Origin of the sequence: Aulosira sp. FACHB-615 (assembly GCF_014698045.1) — a bacterium.
Taxonomy (GTDB): domain Bacteria; phylum Cyanobacteriota; class Cyanobacteriia; order Cyanobacteriales; family Nostocaceae; genus Nostoc_B.
The window spans coordinates 11,974-30,591 of record NZ_JACJSE010000049.1; the positions used below are offsets into that span (position 1 = coordinate 11,974).

General features: G+C 41.1%; 7 protein-coding genes. 2 read left to right on the top strand and 5 right to left on the bottom strand.

The genetic code is table 11. The features are described from left to right. Positions 1 to 12: 12 nt before the first annotated feature. The 3 genes from H6G77_RS33045 to H6G77_RS33055 form a co-directional block, all read right to left on the bottom strand. Positions 13 to 4,539, bottom strand: a complete 4,527-nt coding sequence (locus tag H6G77_RS33045) for a caspase family protein (protein ID WP_190873832.1) — start codon at positions 4,537 to 4,539, stop codon at positions 13 to 15. An 88-nt stretch (positions 4,540 to 4,627) separates the two neighbouring features. Beyond that, positions 4,628 to 8,455, bottom strand: a complete 3,828-nt coding sequence (locus tag H6G77_RS33050) for a caspase family protein (protein WP_190873833.1) — start codon at positions 8,453 to 8,455, stop codon at positions 4,628 to 4,630. Between the two features lie 24 nt (positions 8,456 to 8,479). Beyond that, a complete protein-coding gene (locus H6G77_RS33055; RefSeq protein WP_190873834.1) occupies positions 8,480 to 9,370 on the bottom strand; it encodes a hypothetical protein in 891 nt (296 codons plus the stop codon). Between the two features lie 445 nt (positions 9,371 to 9,815). Here H6G77_RS33055 and H6G77_RS33060 point away from each other — a divergent pair, with 445 nt between their 5' ends. Together H6G77_RS33060 and H6G77_RS33065 are read left to right on the top strand one after the other, a co-directional pair. Continuing rightward, complete coding sequence (locus tag H6G77_RS33060) at positions 9,816 to 10,166, top strand: RNA-binding protein (protein ID WP_190873835.1); 351 nt, start codon at positions 9,816 to 9,818, stop codon at positions 10,164 to 10,166. Positions 10,167 to 10,214: 48 nt separating this feature from the next. Beyond that, complete coding sequence (locus H6G77_RS33065) at positions 10,215 to 11,171, top strand: hypothetical protein (protein ID WP_190873836.1); 957 nt, start codon at positions 10,215 to 10,217, stop codon at positions 11,169 to 11,171. Between the two features lie 57 nt (positions 11,172 to 11,228). Here H6G77_RS33065 and H6G77_RS35435 read toward each other — a convergent pair whose 3' ends face one another. Together H6G77_RS35435 and H6G77_RS33075 are read right to left on the bottom strand one after the other, a co-directional pair. Next, positions 11,229 to 15,734 carry an eIF2A-related protein gene (locus tag H6G77_RS35435; RefSeq protein WP_199331737.1) on the bottom strand — a complete coding sequence of 1,502 codons (4,506 nt, stop codon included), beginning with the start codon at positions 15,732 to 15,734 and terminating at the stop codon, positions 11,229 to 11,231. 464 nt (positions 15,735 to 16,198) lie between these two features. Then, positions 16,199 to 18,618: plasmid replication protein, CyRepA1 family (locus H6G77_RS33075; RefSeq protein ID WP_242049390.1), on the bottom strand; the 2,420-nt coding region annotated here is incomplete at its 5' end.

The following is an 18,618-nucleotide window of genomic DNA, read 5'->3' on the forward strand; positions in this document are numbered from 1 at the left end:
CTTTTAACTCACCTAATTCTTAGGCTTTGTAGTAATTGGTGGTATATGGTCACAGAGATGGCGATCGCTTTCATTAACATTGGGGTTATTTTGGAGATAGTCACGAATGCGATCGCAACCTTTCGAGAGTAGTTCATCAAAGTTCCCCAACCGCCACAACTCCGCATTACCGTCCTTTGTAATCACAGCCAGCATACTGTTATCAGGGTTAAGGCTAAGGCTTTTGATATTACCTCCATTTCCTGAAAATTCCATCAATTTTTCGCCCTTTAAGTTCCACAAACTGATAGTGTTCTCGTTCTGTGAAGTAGTCAGGATTAAGCTGCCATCCTGGCTAATTTTGACCAAGTTAAACACATTTCCAGCTTGCCGTCCTTGGATAAAGTTAGTTGAGCGTCCCGAAAAGTCTAATAAATTAACATTACTAAAAGCTGCACCTGCATCTCCACTGTTACTCACAAAACTAAGTAATAGTGGCTTGTCATTGGCTCGAAAACTAACACCTCCGAAGGTATTAGTGGATTTTTGTTGCTTTTCTAACGGGTTTCCTTTGGTATCCCAGAATCGGACTAGAGTGTCGTCTGATGTTTGACTTTGGTTATCTGGATCGCTATCGGCATCGCCTATAGTGGCTATTTCCTGACCATCCTGCCTCCAAGTGACACTCGTGACCTTGCCTGGATGTGCTTTGAATTCGTTTTTTTGGTTGCCCTGCAAATCCAACAAGCGCACCATACCACCATCTCCTGTGGTAGCAATTGTCCTACCATCAGGGCTAAAACTAACACTTGTGACTTTAGGAAGTTCCGTAAATTCTTTAATTGGGTTGCCTTGTAAGTCCAACAAGCGCACAACACCTTCTGAATCTGCGGTAGCAATTGTCCTACCATCAGGGCTAAAACTAATACTGCTAAAACTAATACTTTCTATATTCTTTTGATCCAATGAAGCTTTGGATAACGGCTGCTGCTCTATATCCCACAAGCGAATGATGTTATCGTCTCCAACAGTAACTATTTGCTTGCCATCGGGACTAAAGGTGGACATTTGAACTATGCCTTGAGGCAATTTGAATTGACTCCCAACATTAGCATTTTGTAAATAGACTTTACCATCAATTCCAGTCCTAGCTAATTGCTTGCCATCAGAGCTAAAACTGCCACTCCGGATTCCATCAATCTTATTGTTTTTGTTTGGTTTACTGTCCTCTGAGAAGTTCCACAAATCGGCATTTTCTGACTCTTCTCCATGAAAAACCATTGCTTGTTTGCCATCAGGGCTAAAACTGACTTCTATTGTTAGACTACTATAAGTATTTTTAAATCCCGCTTCCTCTTGGAAATTTTCTCCTGACCAATTTAATACTCTAATGTTGCCTTCTTCTAATGCTTCTTCTAACGTCGCTACTAATAGTTCACCACTAGATTTAAAACCTAGCCCGATTATCCTTTGTGTTAGGTTCTGTTCTTTTATCTTGTTACCTTGTAAATCCGATAAACGTACAGCTTTGTCCGCAACAGTAGCAATTGTATTGCCATCTGGACTAAACTTAATATATTCAATATTCCCTTGATGTGCTTGAAATTCGGCTGATTTGTTGCCTTGCCAGTCCCATAACCTTACTGTACCTGTCTCTGTTGCAGTAGCGATTTTACTCCCATCAGGACTGACACTGATACCTCCTCTAAGTAAACCTTTTTGCTCTTTTAGTTCTAGACATTCACCATATTGGTTCCACAAGCAAACTTTGCCATTATCATTCGTGATGACAAGTAGCTGGCCATTACTAGTAAAAAATATGCTGAATATAATACCAGGAGGGGCTGGCCAACGATCTGTCTCTTTTGCGCCATATACAATGTTTCGCAGGGTTTGTCCTACTTGATTCTGTAGATCAAGACTCGGCTTTGGCCAAAATACCTGCTTAAAATTTTTAGCTGCACGAAGGCTATCAACTAAAGCATTTAAATGTTCATTAGCACGAAAGTTCGCTTCAGCAGATTCTCTAGAAGCGCGAATTTGCCCTATCTGGGCGTTTCTCTGTCCAATAAGTGTAGCAATAGACAACCCGCTTAGTCCTAGCATAACAGCGATCGCAATCCGCCACCGCCAACTCGTATTGCGGCGTTTTTGTAAAACGCTTTCTTCAACAAAATCAGCTTCTACCTGGTTCAGCCAGTTATCATCGGAACTAATTTCTTTAGCTACTATATCGAGATAAGGATTCGCATCCCACAAAAACTGTACGGGTTTTTCTCCATAATGCTTTTGCTGATTTTGCGATCGCTTCCACAGTCGAGCAAACTGAGAAGGAATTTTGGTCAATGAGTTTTCAATAGTGTAGAGTCTGTGATCAAACCAATCAATCGCAGTTTTAGCCTTTGTTTGCAAACCTAATGGCTGAAACTTGGCCTTTATGCTTTTCCATTCTTCGGCATCTGGTGTCAGTCGCCGTTGTAAGATTATATTTTCCTCGTTTTCTTTTTTCCAAGCTAGTAACTGATCCCACCCCTGCACCAAAGCATCATGGGCTGGTTCTACATAAGATTCACCTTGAGCGTTAGACCCCTCAACGATTAAGCGAGCTTCAGAGAAACGTTTGATGACTGTTTGCACTCGCTTGTTTTCTTCCTGAGCAGAATATACCAGTTCCGATTTAGGAACCTGTCGCCGCGCTAACTCGCCACCTTGCAACGAAATCATCCGTAACATTACTCGCCGCACTGTATCTTGATAAGCACTGTTTTCTTTAACTAAGTTCTCATATTCCTGGTTAGCACGCTGAGTCAAAGAACCAACAACTCTTCCCAACTCTTCGTAATCTTTCTTAGTTAAAGCCCGGTTATCCCTGGTGCGATCGCCTAAATACTTCAAGTACAATTCGCTCAGGGTGAAAGAAAGCAAAGGTAAAGCCCCTGGCATTTGTACGACTTCGTTAATTAGTTCATCCACCAAGCTGGGAGGGTCGAAATATAGAACTTTTTCTAGTGCAGGTTTCTCAATTGCTTGGCGAAATTCATTCTGGCTCATTGGTGCAACAACAAACCGAGCATCATTATTCCAAAAGTCGTTGAGTACCGAGTTTTGAAACTGCGCTTCAAAATCGAGTCGCAAGGTAATAACTACATGGATGTTGTTAGCGTATTTAACAAGTATATTTTTAATAAATATCTGAAATTTCTCGGCTTCTTCACTCTTAGATAAAGTTATCAATTCTTCAAACTGATCGATAATCACCAGTAGCTTTGCTTGAGGATTATTCTTGAACCAATTTCCCAAACTTTCTTCGGCTGGGGTGAATAAACGGGAAGATGTTCCTGCTTGGATTAAAGGCTGCTTGACCGATTCTAGTACGTTATTCAATGACTTCAAAGGAGACTCCCCTGGTCGAAAAGGCGGCAGGATACGCCAGGTTTTGTCATCTTTCCTGAGTTTAGGAATAAGTCCAGCTTTCACCAAACTAGATTTACCCGTTCCCGAAGCACCCAATACTAATGTTAATTGTTGCTTGTTATCAGCTACTTTTTGGTAAAGCTTTTGAATTTGCTCTTCTCTACCAAAAAACAAATCACTGTCTTTTTCATCATAGGAAGATAATCCTCGATACGGATTATTTTCTACGTTTAGTGGTGGTGCATCTTCTAATTTATCTCGGTCAAATTCAGGCAACAAAAAGATAAATTCCCCTTTATCATGTTTCCTGAGTGGACACAAACTAGGAGTTTGTCGCTGGTAGTAATTTTCTGAGGCGATTTCTACTTGATCCCGCAAATAGGAGTAAAGCTCAGTTGCAGTCACCATCCCATCTTGATTTGAATCTCCACCTTTGCCCAGCAGAACATCAAACAGAGCTTTAGCAAAGGGAGAATGAATTTCGTTTCCGTCTGTGGCTCTCCCACGAGATCCCAAGGAATCTAAAGCTTTTTGGTCGTCAGATGCAGAAGTAATCACTTGCCAAGCGCGATCGCTAATAAATCTGTCGTAGCGTTCCTTATATATCTGCACTTTGCGTACAACTTCCCGCTTCAGGCTTGCCCAACGGAAGGCTCCAGCAAAGCAGCAATCAAGAATTGCTAACAGATGCCTACAAGGAAGTGCGTTCAAAGCATCATGTAATTCCTGCATTGGTAAGTAGGTACTGCTATCACCGGATATAGCATCTTGAGGAATCAGATAACCTACAGGCCCTTCTTGATTTTCTAGCGCATCTAAAGCAATGCCATGTCCAGCAAAATAGAAGAGGAGGCGATCTCTTTCTGTAACTGTAACTTTTCCTCTTTCAAGCGTTATTTGTCCTTGTTTGAAGTCGGCAATTAATTGTTTTAGCTGGCTAAGACTAGCACGTTGATTCAACAATAATTGCACTTCGTACTTATTTTGTGCCTGATATTGCGGTTTTAGATTCTCATGTTGCTTTTGAATAATTTCAGCTAATTTGAGAGCATCTGGAACTGCGGTTATTAACTTTCTAATACTATTTTGATAATTATTAATACCGATAATAATAGCAAAATTACGATGAAAATCATGTTTAGACATTTACCTATTCCCTCTTCCTGTAAATGCAAAAATGAGTCAGGCAAAAGATAGACATTGAGAATGCCTACTTTTGCCTTTCGGCTATTTTTTATTTCTGCCTTGTAATCGCAGCAATCAAAGCTTGTAAACCAACTTCAGTTGGTTCGCCAAGGAAATAACTCATGTGGTCGCAAGGTATTTCTTGAATGTGGGGAGGATGCGATCGCCCTGTAGGAACACTCTTGATACTATCCACCTTTACAGCTATATCATTCGGTACACCAAAGAACGGTAATTCTACTACTTTATTAAATAAACGTTGTTGTAACCGTTTCAAGACACTGGACTTTTTCTGTGGTTGTTCTTCTAATGCTGCGGGAATAATAGAAGTATTGCCAGCGATAATTGAGTATGGAACACCAGGGTCGTCACTAGCTGCAAGAGAATTGAGAAATTCCGAAGCTGGGTTCATTTGGGCTAGAGATACCCGGATATTTTGTTCTAATGTACCCAACAAAGTACCTACTACTGTTGCCGGGGGAGAAACTGTAGCAAGACTGTTGAGTACAATACCCAGAGTCAGTTTTACCCAATCTTCTACTACAGACCAAGGAGAACCGGCGTTTGGTGTACCCAACATAATTAGGTGTTGGACAAATTTATGCCCACCTTCCTTTTCAATAAACCAACGAGATACTAAACCACCCATTGAGTGAGCAATAATGTGTAGTTCTTTATCGTGGTTTTCTCCTAACCCTACATTTGTTAGCCGTCGTTTTAAATTTTGGGCATTCTGCTCAATAGAAGTATTCAAATTTTCATAATCAAAGGTAAGAACGAGGTCGTAAAGTTCGCTGATGGAAACCTTTTGCCCATCTGCCTGCAATACAGGGTGTTTAATAGTAGATACTAAACTTTCGGTATCGCCAATAATTCCATGAATGTAGAGGGCAATTCGTTTAGCATTTTTTACCTGCTCTCTCACATAAGCTTCATCGTTATGATAGATTATTTTCTTTTTCTTGTTCTCCGTTATTTCAGGTACTGCCAATATCGGATACTTAAATTCTCGTCCCAAACGCTGGCTGATTACTTTTTGAAAGAAGATGCGGATTGCACCTTGCAGGCTACGTTCTCCTTCACTCACGGGGGCTGGTAATCTTTCGAGGATAATTTCTGTTTTACCGTTGTTAGTTATTTGACCACGCCCTAGAGGTAAGAAAAATTCACCGTCATAACCTATAGGAAGCAGATATTCATTATCTGCTAGGGGTGCATCAACCAACAACTTCAGAGGTGCATCAGGGGTAACAACTTCGTGATTTGTAACGTCCCTCAGTTCCAGTACAGTTAATCCTGGGTCTGTACCCCGACTGGTTGTAAATTGGAAAGGTTGAGTTACTTGAGGATCTTCCCGCAGAATGGGAGGCACAATGTTATTATCCAAATCTCGGCTGACTTGTGGTGTAGTCGTGAGACGAACATTTGCTTTTAAGCTGGGATGGGGTTGTAATTTCACCCCTACTCCTAATTGTTGTTCTTGTCCTGGGGAAACCGGGGTAGATTCCAAGGGGCGGACTGTGGTAATTGTGATTTCCTCTGCATACCAATCATCAAACTTTACTGCGTCTGTTTTGCGTATGATGTCACGATTTTGCGTCCTCACCATTAGACGATCAAGACTACTTCGATTAGTAGATTGTATATCTCTAGTTTTATCTGGAGCAACGTCCAGGGCTTTTTGTTCTAGCAATTTGGCATTAAATTCTTCATTGCTGACAATCAACTTAATTACATCTTTGTACTCAGTAATTCCCTGTTTCCAGTAATTATCTGGTACTCCGATTGGCACCCATACGTCTCCATCGACTTGAGCATAAGTTTCTCCTCCGGCTTCCAGCCTGACGCTACCAGATTCAAAAAATGGTGCTTCAATAGCAAAACTGTCTGAAAGAGTAACCAAAGAACAGTAAAGTGGCCTCTTAGTGGTATTGGTAAGTTTAAGTTTAAATTCGGGATTTTGCCAATTACCGTTCTTATACTTATACTGCAAACGTATATCCTTGGTTGGCAATGAGTCCTGATCAGCAAAGATGAGTTCCATCTTCACATCACCAGCTTTAATCTGAGTCGCCGCAGTATTTTTCAGTTGAGCAATTGTTGTCCACCGGGCAATATGTTCTAAGCGTTTAATTGCCTTCTCTGCGTTGTCGGGGTTGTAACCATCAATTTGAGCTACGAGGGGATGCTCATCTGCGGGTCTAGCTATAATGTACTGGTCATTGTGACACAGCAAGCGTAAATCTGCGTTGCCGATTTCTTGTGATTCGCGGATATAGGCTGAAGGTTTACCATTGAGTCCAGCTTTGTTTAGCTGTTCACGCGCTAAATTTACACCTGCTTCGTCTCCTTCAAAGTAAACTCCTAAAGGTGGTAGGGGTAAACTGGTAACGACTGCTTTAAAAGTGGTATCAGTAGCTAGGTGGTCTATCCCTTCGATATCTATTTTGCTCTTAGTTGGCAATACCTGAGTTACTTTTGCTGTACCTACAGACTTTGACGGGTCGTGCAAATCATCGTTATTAGCATCAAATTTAAACAGTGCTAATGAGGTAGTTTCGCCATTTTTGGGTGGTTGTACTCCGTGAACAGCACCACCTTCAATCACCCATCCAGCAGTTTGGTCATGCTTGACAATGAAGTATGGTTCAACTTCGGCGATCGCACCGTCGAGGAAGAACTTGTTACTATCGTCGGCATGATTTACTTCCAATTGTGGAGACTGATCGGATCTTGCACTGCGGACAATAGCGTTTGTGCGTGCAAATAAATCCCGATATGTCAGCTTGCCGTTTGTCTTGGTCAGCGTATCCATTAAATAATAAGAGAAATAACCCCTAAGTTTGCCTGGGTATTCCTTGGCTGTTTCGTAGTCTCGACAAGCGGCTAACAGCACATGACGACCTTTAGGGATTTTCCAACCAGTGGGGTGTTTTTCGGGGTCACGTTCACGGGAATCTGTAAGTTTCTCTAAATCTTCCAGCGTAAATATAAAGCTATCCAAGGGACGCTCTCGCTTGTCTATGCTTAAGCGACGTTCTTTGGTTTCCTGCATGGGGTCTTTAGTCCCAGAACCAGAGTGGCAACAATCCATAATTATGGTTATATGCGGCTCTTTTTCTGCGACTTCTGCAATTAGTTTCGCCAACTCCTTATCTGCTAAATCCCACCCGTTCTCGGTACGACTGTCGTAGCAGACTAAAGTTTCATCCAGATGGTCTGGTTCTATGTGCCAAAATTCCTTCGGTGCTAGTTCCTGGGAACCATGACCACTGTAGTAGAACAAAACTACATCATCTTTTTGTGCTTGACAAAGATGGTTGCGGAAGCCATTAATAATTGCCTCACGGGTTGCTTGTTCATCTTGAAGCTTGAGTAAATGCAGTTGATATTCTTGCGGGTCAAACCTTTCGTTTAGATACTCTTCTATAGCTTTAATGTCGTTTACACAACCATCGAGGTGATGTTTGGGATCGGGATAGTTGTCGATTCCTACCAGGAAAACGTATATTTTCCGGCTTCCGATTCCTCTCGTGGGAATCACTATCGCAGTGACAACACTCAGGACTCTATCAATTGCTTCTGTAATTTTAGCTATATTATTAGCCGCTTCAATTTCGCGGTTTAAGTTATCTATTCCTTTTTGGAACGAAGCTTCATTTGATTGTAAATTTGCTAATAGTAAAGAAAGGCTATGATCTTCTAGTTGTCGGATTTGAGCAACGATTTTAGTTCTCGCTTCGTTAAAAGCATCTTTTTTACGTTGATCGCTTTCATGATCAATGGTGAATAAAATTTGTGGAGAGTTAAGTTTCGCATCAACTTGTCTTAATTTCTGCAAAATTGCTTGAGCTTCAGCTTCAGAATTAATAGACATATTTAAATTTTTCCTGAATAACGATTATTGTTGGCTAGAAACAAGTGCTGAGAATGAATTAGTTTCTTGGATGAAATTATTAAGACGTTTACTGGTTAAATCTCCCTCTATGGAAGCAATAAACAACTCTTTAAATTTTGTTAATTTATCACTTGCATCCTTGATTTTTGTTACTACTTCAGCATCCTGTGTCAGAACTTCATATCTTTTTTTTATCCATGTATCGTCATTAATGTCTTCTAACTGAGTGAGTGGTTTTAACACTAAACGATATTCTTGTAAATCTCGTAGTGTTTTTATGTCTGTTTCCACTGAATCACTGATTTGTTTTAATACTTTTTCTTGGAAAGTTATTTCTTGATAGATCGTGAACTTACGCTTTTCTAATTCTTCTCTTAGTGCGCCACGAATCCGAGCGTCAAGAACTATCTTAGTTACCGATGGTAGCCGATCAATTTTAATGGGACTTAAGCCTACAATTTTACTGCCACTATTTTGTAAATTGTTGGCTATACTCTCAACTGCGGCTTTACTTCTATCAGGAGAATCAGAACCAGCCAGCTCTATAAGTTTATTAAAGTAAGCCTGCAAAAATTGGTTATGCCTACGAAGCTCTTTGATAAGTTCAAGCCGTTTTTTATCTTGTTCTGATAATTCAGTGTAGCGATCAACAAACTTTTTAGCGGCTTCATCACTAGGCTGAAATTCTCCGCTAGTTTTTCTATCACTTAGTAGTCTCTCAGATGTTGTATTGATTGTAATTTTTTCAGCATCCATCAATAGAGAATTAGTAGCTTCAGCAAAATTATTTCCTGCTTCAGCGAATTTTTTGTACTCATCTGTAGACCTACAGCCACTTGCGAAGGTTGCAATAATCGCAACTACTACGAATGTTTTGTGAAAATTTCTCGTCATGCGTAAGTATTTGGATATTAAATTGCTGTGATTAGGGACAAATTAAATTTCACCATGTTGGATGGTGTTTTATGCAGAAATTTTGAATCCGTTATAAAACTTTACATATTTATCTATAGTAGTCTTATCAAGGGTGAAAATGTCAACATTTCATATTCTTAAGAAAAACATTGAGATAAATAATTATTACTATTGATTTTTGCTAGTTTCAAGTTTTAACGCAATATGCTATGGTATCTCACGTAAGTGTATAAAAATACCAAGTAAAAATTTTTGTTCAGGCGATCGCCTAGTAGTACGTATGCACTTACGTTACTACTGCTCACATAAACAAGATTAGAGAGATTATTTCTAGGTATCTCTTGACAGAGATATCAAATTGAAAACTAAAGTAAAGATAAATAACTAAATAAATTTAAATCTTAATTAACTAGAGATATTTAAAATGCTCAGAGTCAGAAACTTACCAGTTCATATTACTGAAGACGATATAGTACAGATTTTTTGGGAATATGTAAAAATTAAAATAGATAAAAATTATGTTGTAAAGATAGAAAGAATTGAAAATGAAAAAAGTTTTGCTATTGCGTGGGTGAAGCTAGACGAGAATAACGAAGAGATTGCTAAGGATAAATTACATGGAAAAAGATTAGATCCAAAATGGGGAGCGAATAAGCCCCTTGAGGTCGATATAACTTGGGGGGATGGCATAATGCCAGATCAGCCTGAAGCAGAGCCAATAAAGCCGCCAATAGAAGATAAGCAAAATGGAGACAAGAAAAGGAAAAGCCCATAGTACATATTTTCTTATTTAAATCATATATATTAGGAATAGATTTGGCACATGAAAACTGAAATTATCTTGATAGGAACTAGCAGTGTTAATAGAGAAAAAATAAAAGAAGAGTTCAAAAAAATTCAAGAACTTATAGGAGAAAATAACAGTTATTTTAATATTCAAATTAAAGAGAAAAAACTGCGTAAAGATTTGCCCTCTCTAATTCAAAATGCAAAATCTGAAATTATTCATATTAGTGCAGAAGGTAAAAATGATGGGACTATCCTTTTTCATGATGAAAACGGAGAAGAAGAATTAGAACCAGAGGATTTGGCAGAATTTTTCAAACATAATAATGTGAACTATGTAGTTTTAAATTTTTGCTATTCAAAAAAAGCTGCTGAATTAATTGCTAATCACGTTCAATGTGCGATAGGAATAAATGGTGACATTGGGGGAGAATCTGCTATCAATTTTTCCGAGAATTTTTACTTGTCTTTGAAAGATAAAAATCAACCTCTCAATCAAAAAAGTATAGATGAAGCATTTTCAAAAGGTCAGACTGCTGCTAATCCATCAGAAAAAACAGAAAAAAATATAGAAAAATATATTAAAATTTCTGGAGGAAAAAAGCCGCAACCAGAAATGCAAATAATAGAACCTACTGATGGAAGTACAGTTCTTTATCCATGTAAGTGCAAGGGCATTTTCAAAAACTTGCCTCAAGGTGCAACTATGTGGGCTTATGTGAACGCAACAATAGAGGGTAAATTTTATTTAGTTGAAATCAGGAATTACCCTAATGGCTCCACAGATGAAAAATGGGAAGTAGACTTGTACATTGGCCCACCAGAAGATAATCATAATTATAGAATAGGCGTTTTAATAGTAAATCCAGAAACTACCGAAGAATTAAAACCTCAATCTGAAAAAGCTCTCAAAGAATTTGGGTATTTTTCGCTTGATAGTCTGCCTAATCATGGAACACAAGTTTTCGGCGATCGTGCAGTGAAAAGACAGTAGAGAGTTTTATGTTTGTGCTGCGTTAAGCAGGCAGACAGTTAATTCGCAAAACCTACATCAATGACATAACTTGTTTGCACCTTTTGATTGAGTTTGCCAATAATTATGAATATGGCTGTATCCTTTCTTACGCAACTCCTGCACATTAATATCTGACACATCCCATAGCAAAACAACTTTATCTGCACCAGCAGAAGCCAACCATTTGTTATCGTGAGTAAAGCTCACATTATGCACCATAGAAGTATGTCCATTTAGTGTTGTAATTAACTTTCCATCTCGTCGCCACAGCTTGATAGTTTGATCACTACTAGCTGAGGCGATAATTTTTTGATCATAGCTAAAGGTTGCATGAAACACAGGAGTGGTGTGTCCGCTTAATGGTGGTGTAATTAACGTTCCATCCCGTCGCCACAATTTGATTGTCTTATCACTACTAGCAGTGATGATTGTTTGTCCATCCTGGGGACTGAAACTAACAGACCAAATTACACTTGTGTGTGCTGGCCATTCGTGGAGGAATTGACCGCTAGAACTCCACAATTTTACAGTTTTATCATCACCAGCAGTGGCAATTGTTTTTCCATCGGGGCTAAAAGCTACACTCAACACTCTATCTTTATGTCTTTCAAGGACGCGTATAAGTTTTTTGCTACCATTTAAACTCCAAAGTTTAGCGGTGCCATCAGCACTGGCAGAGACGAGCATATTTCCGTCATTACGGAAGCTAACAGAAATAACCCTATTTCTATGCTCACCCAGCGTCATCGAAAATTTTCCGTTGATATCCCAAAGCTTTATTGTGCGATCATCTCCACCACTAGCAATAATGTTCCCTTTTGGACTAAAACTAACAGTATTAACTTTCTTTTTATGATTTGTTAGAGGAGCAAAGAGTAGCTTACCTTCTCGACTCCATATTCTCACTGTTCCATCAGAACTTGCAGTGGCAACCATTTTACCATCAGGGCTAAACTTGGCATCCAGCACATTCTTTTCATGCCCAGCCAAAACAGTTAACCAGTTTCGTTTTATTTGCCAAAGCTTTACAATGCCATCGTTACCAGCAGTCGCAAGCATCTTTCCGTCTGGGCTGAAAATTACACTGGTAATTTGCCCCTTATGACCTACCCAGGTATCAAGTAATCTGCCATCTTGCGTCCAGAGTCTTATGGTTCCATCTACACTGCCAGAAGCAATTATTTGCCCATCTCCACTGATACTAACGCTCCATACATCTTCAGTTCCAGGATGTTGAAGTGTTCGTTTAAGTTTACCCTCTCGACTCCACAACTGCACTGTTCCGTCTGTACTCCCAGTGACAAAAAACTGACCGTCACTTGTGAAGTCTACATTTACAACAGTCCCGGAAACGGGGTTGAGATTTTTTAGTAGTGTCTTACCATCCTGACTCCAGAGTTTTACTGATGAATTATCACTGACCGTGATGATCTGATCACCTTTAGGATTAAAAATCACTCGCCTTACCGATTTTTGATGTTCTGGAAGGGTATCGAGCAATTTACCATCCAGTCGCCAAAGTTTTACGGTCTTGTCAACACCGGCAGTAGCAATTTGACGACCATCCGGACTAAAACTGACGCTCATAACCCTATTATGAGCTTGAATAGGTTTTCCTATCAAATTGCCGTTGCTGTCCCAAAGCCTGATTGTTCCATCCCGACTACCAGAAGCAATCATTTTGCTATCAGGACTAAAACTGACGCTTATGACAGCATCTGTATGTCCTTCCAAAGGTTTGAATAAACTTCCATCCCGCCGCCATAACTTTACAGTGTTATCATAACTGGCTGTAGCCAACATCTCACCATCAGGGCTAAACCTAACACTCTGAACAGCGTCTTGATGACATTGCAAGCGGTTTTGTTCCCTCACCCATTTCACAGACTGTAGCAAAGTCGTCAGAAGAGAGTTTTGGAGTTCTTGATCTGTGTCTCCCCAAGGTAATTGTTGCAAACGTTTACTAGCTGTTAATACATTAATCAGGGCATCAAAAGAATTTCGATTCGCATTAAAATTAGCTGCGGAAGCTTCTATCAAAGCTCGAATTGCCTGCTTTTCTGCTATTATCTGACGATTTACAGCAAAGATAGTCAAACCAGATAAACCAAGGATAACTGCGATCACAATTCGCCATCGCCAACTACTATTACGGCGTTTTTGCAAAACACTTTTCTGGATAAATTCCCTCTCTACTTGGTTTAACCAGTTGTTATCAGCATGAAGTTCTCGGTCTAATAACACCAAATAGGGATTACTATCCCAAAGAAACTGGGTAGGTTTTTGCCGAGATTGCCCGTGTTGATTGTGAGATCGCCGTAATAGTCGAGCCAACTGAGCCGGAATTTTTTGGAATAAGTTTTCGATACTAAAGAGTCGTATATCTAACCAATCCAAAACAGGATCAATCTTGTCTGGAATTGCTTTTGGCTGTTCTTTGTCCTGATTTTTTACCCTCTCCCACTCCATCGCCGCCGGAGTCAACCGCCGTTGCAGAATTAAACTTTCCTTATCCTCCTGCTTCCACACCAATAGCTTTTGCCATCCCTGCACTAAAGCATCATGGGCAGGTTCGACATAGGGATTACCATCAATATCTTCTCCCTTGACCAGTAACCGGGCATTTGTAAAATGGTGAATTAACTCTTGCACCCGTTCGTTTTCCCCTGGTGGATACTCCAGTTCCGATAACGGCACCCGTCGGCGAGCTAATTCACTCCCACCTACCGCAACCATCCGTAACATCACATGACGGATAGTTTGGGTATAGGCTTTGTCTCGTTTCACCAATTGCTCATATTCACAGTCTGCTCTTTGGGTAAGACTCCGCGCCACCCCTCCCAATTCTTGATAATCCTGCTCGGTAATTGCCCGATTATCCCTTGAACCCTCTCGGTAACTCCTTAAATACTTCAGGTAAAGTTCACTTAATGTAAAAGAAAGTAACGGCAAAGCTCCTGGCATCTGAGCTACTTCATCAATTAACTTATCCACCAGATTGTGTGGCTCAAAATACATCACCCTTGCCGATGCTGGTTCCTCAATTGCTGCGCGTAACTCCTCCCGTTTCATCGCTGGTACAATAAATCGAGCATTTTTCCAGTATTCCTGGAGACGAGTATCCTGAAATTGAGGTTCAAAGTCACTGCGTAGAGTCAGTACAATCCGCAATTGCTCTGAATACTTAGCTACTGCTACAGCCAAGAAATTTAAAAAGTTTTCCCGTTCTGCCTCGTCCCGATACAGGGTAATCACTTCCTCTAATTGGTCAACTACAAATAGTAGCTTTGACTGAGGATTGCGCTTACACCAAGCGTTCATCATAGCTGAAAGACTTTTTATTGTTTGTTCATAATTGATTTTAGACAGGTCAACAACGGGAATCTTTCTCTGTGAAAGCGTATTATTTAACTCCCGAAACGGCGACTCCCCTGGACGCATAGGTGCCAGAATCAGCCACTCTTGCTGATTTGACTGTGACTGTAACTTTTTGAGATAAGGTATCAATCCCGCCTTAACTAAGCTGGATTTCCCAGTCCCAGAAGCCCCCAGCACTACAGTTAAAGGCTGCTTGTTGACAAATTCATACAACTGTTGTATTAATTTTTGTCTGCCAAAAAACAGAGAACTATGTTCTTCCTCAAAAGACTCCAAGCCACGATAGGGGTTTTTCGATTCATCTAGAGGTGGTGCAGGCGGTAAATTTAGTGCGTATCCAGGTGGAAGGAAAATATACTCGCCTTTATCATGCTTCTTCAGAGGCCAAATGCCAGGGGTTTGCCGTTGCCACCGCGATTCATGGACTAATTCTACTGCATCACGCAGATATAAATACAACTCTGTAGCCGTAATCACCCCATCGCCTGGAGGTTTACCATTCGTAGCCGGAGGATAACAATCCGCTTGTCCTTCTAGAGCCGCTAGTAATGCTGCGGCAAAGGGGGAATGGTTGCCCTCTCCACCTCGTTGGCTATGGAGTGAAAAGGCATCTAAGGCTTTTTGATCATAGGACGCGCTAGTGATTACTTGCCACGCAGGGTCAGAAATAAAGCGGTCATAACGTTCTTTATAGATTTTTTTCGCTGCTAAGATTTCTCTTTTGTTACTTGACCAGCGAAACGCCCCAGCAAAGCAGCAGTCCAGGATGCCCAGAAAATGACGACAAGGCAAATTATTCAAACAGTCGTGCAACTGAGTCATTGGTAGGTAAGTTTGAACATCTCCCAATTGGGCATCTTGGGGGATCAAATAACCTTTGGGGCCATCATCATCTCCATTGAGGGCAATACCATGACCAGCAAAGTACAATAGCAATCGGTCATCGGCGGTAACTTCTTCTGGCATGGTTTTCTCTAGCATCTCGTGGAGATTGTTCAGAGTGGTTGCTTCATCCAAATATTCCCACACTTGGTATCCATATTTTTCCCGTAACAATTCCACCAACTTGACGGCATCATTGACAGCATTTTGTAGAGGAGGAATGCCATTGGTGTAATTGTTAATTCCAATTACAAATGCCAAACTGCGAGAAAAATCTGGCATGGAGTAGCTCCTTGGTTAGTTGTTTTGGGGACAACGAAAAACAAATAATAGAACCTGCGATCAGCTATGCTAGGCAGAACGCTAGTGCTGACTTGTCAGTTCGCTAATTCATTCAAGAGACACACCTTAATCTATTTGTATTCATTTAAAACAAGTATTTAGAATATATACACCTAAATTTTGCAGAATTTGCTTAAAAAATTACTAAATTAGGGCTGAAATTAAAAGTATCAAATTTACTTATGAATTCTGAACGGGTGACTATCCGCAATCCTAACACCCTCGCCAACTTCTGAAACAAGCTGTTGGTAGAGAGAACCAGCACTTTCTAACCCCTGCAACAGCCTCAGCTTTAGCTTCTTTCAGCCTCCAACAGGCTGATTTAATGTTTGGGGAGTATCATGTGTGTCAACAACTTGTGTTTGTATGTCTATATTATTACTGGCTGACACAGAATCTAGATTCTAAGAGGTTAATGATGTTGTGTCACTCACTTGTTTTTGTAACTCTATATTATTACTGACTGACACCAACTCTCGATTTAACCATTTCTCAAAAATCACATTCCGCCCGTCATCAGGAGCAACAAACTTATAAACACACTCCCGTTTCCCTCTCGGCCCCAACCTTCCCATATAAGTCAACCGCAAATCGATTTTGTCGAGTAACTTCTGTGCGATCGCCACAGGAGTCAATTTCTCCGAAATAGTCACGTTCAAGTAATTCTTGATCAAATACCGATGCTTTAGCGCGATCGCCTTAAATTCTTGCATCACATCATCAGACCCCCGCAATCGCACCCCAGTCTTGAGCAACTGCAACAAATTGAGCTTTTCCAACAACAGCACAGAAGACAACATCTGCCCCTTGTTAAAGTCAGGTTTCCAAATAGCATTGTCTCCAGCCTCAGCCTGTGCCTTAGCCCTTTTGCTATCCCGACTGGCTAAAAACTCCCTCCCCACAGTCAAGTAATAGTGCAGCCGCAACTGCGGATACCAGCCGTCATCATCCTTTTCTACCAAGTCAGGCGTAACATCAACCTCATAACGTCGGGACAATTCACCCTTACGCTGCTGATACCGTTCTTCTTTCGTTTTAACGCGCTTCTCCTGCAATTTCTTGAGTTCCGCATCAGACACATCATCAGATTCAGAAACCCCCTGGCATTGACCAGAATATAATTCCTTGGAAGCTGCTTTCACCTCTTTAACAACTTCCTTGGTTTCGTCAGGGTCGGAATCATCCGCATCAATCACGGTATAGCCATCAGCCACCAACCCCTTCAGCACAAATTCCTGGTAACGGCGCATTTGGACGTTAATGACAGCACCACGCTTGCCCCAAGTCTGCAATGATTCGGGCTGGAAATTTTGGTCAATGAACGAGTAATCGTCGTTATCAGCCGCAGACAACAGAGCGATATTAGCCTGGGTTGCAATATCCTGACTCCGCAACAATCCACCCATAGAAGTTGAACCATTGCCCACAATCCCCATCCCGTATCGACTAACCCAGATGTGACGGTCAACAGTTTCCCTTAACCGTGCTAACATCTGCCGTACAGAATCCACAGGCTGCACTCCCTGGAATATCCCCCAAACCGAATCAAAATGACCTCGAATGTCGATAGACACGCCAGTTTCCAAGCTGGGCGAAGCAATCACCAAATCATACTGTGTCAGAATTTGGTTGAGATGGGCAATACACTCAAAAGCTGGGTGTTTTGGGTCTAAAACTGAATGACTGTCAATTCTCAGAACCCGTAAATGAGGAAATTTCTGTTTAAACCGTTGTTCTAAGGCTTGAGTACCCCATTTTGACTTTGCTTTTTGGGCAGAACAGCATAATAAATGATGTCCACCTTTCTCAATAGCCCGATCTAACGCCGCAATCCAATTCTTGGGATTGCTGCCGGAATAGTTGTAGCACTTGCCAGATACCGGCTGATAATTATTTACGATCACAAACGGGTTAACTCGATATTCTCCTGCCAGAGACAAAATGTATTTGACATCGGTATCTGAGGCATCGGCAGAAGACAGATAGATTTTACCGTGTTCGCTACCCAAAACATTCTGTACCAGTTGCTTGAAATTTCGCAGTATCGCTACCCGCCGCTTGGCCACATCTGTTGTAGAGTGGAGCAAATGCCAGAACACTTGATCGCATTCATCAATAATAATGACATCGTTTGACCAGTCGTTGGGGTTGAAATGGGCTTGACTATCTTTGTGTAACGAATCCACGCACACACCATACCCAAGCAAACCACCTGTGTCAGATGTATGGATTTCGCTGACGTAATCAACACCGAAGCGATCGCTCAAAGCCTCACCCAGTTGTATGCGATGGGTAATAATCAATACCTTACGCCCCTGGTCATGTGCCTTGGCTACTTCAGAGGACAACCACTCGGTTTTGCCTGTGCCTTTTGGAGCTTTGAGAACAATCAGTTTTTCACCTTCTGGTGCAATCAGTCCACACAAGAATCGCTGGTTGAGTGCGATTGCTGGGGGATAGGTCAGCAGAGTAAACAGTTTAATTTCCCATAACTCCAACGTTTCGGCTGTATTGTACAGTGAGTGAAAAGCCGCCTCACCATGAGCTACAACAAAATCATCAACGCCTTTTTGTGACCCTGCTAGATCAATCACTCGCAGCTGACAGCCTTCGTTGATGAGCAGTCGCCCCATACGGCTGATCGCAGTTCTGACTCGCTGGACGGTTTCGGGCTTGGTATCGTTGTCAAAGCAGATGTTAACCTGTCTGTTTGTTGTTGCGAAATGTTTCAAATCGGGAATGAGCGATGGCTTACCAGTGGCAGTAATGGAATCATCTTTTGGTGTGCGGTAGCCAGCATTTACTCCACTGATGGCGATCGCAG

Bases quoted from the DNA above. Each gene is read 5' to 3' on its own strand.
- H6G77_RS33045 (WP_190873832.1), bottom strand. From the start codon at position 4,539: ATGTCTAAACATGATTTTCATCGTAATTTTGCTATTATTATCGGTATT.
- H6G77_RS33050 (WP_190873833.1), bottom strand. From the start codon at position 8,455: ATGTCTATTAATTCTGAAGCTGAAGCTCAAGCAATTTTGCAGAAATTA.
- H6G77_RS33055 (WP_190873834.1), bottom strand. From the start codon at position 9,370: ATGACGAGAAATTTTCACAAAACATTCGTAGTAGTTGCGATTATTGCA.
- H6G77_RS33060 (WP_190873835.1), top strand. From the start codon at position 9,816: ATGCTCAGAGTCAGAAACTTACCAGTTCATATTACTGAAGACGATATA.
- H6G77_RS33065 (WP_190873836.1), top strand. From the start codon at position 10,215: ATGAAAACTGAAATTATCTTGATAGGAACTAGCAGTGTTAATAGAGAA.
- H6G77_RS35435 (WP_199331737.1), bottom strand. From the start codon at position 15,734: ATGCCAGATTTTTCTCGCAGTTTGGCATTTGTAATTGGAATTAACAAT.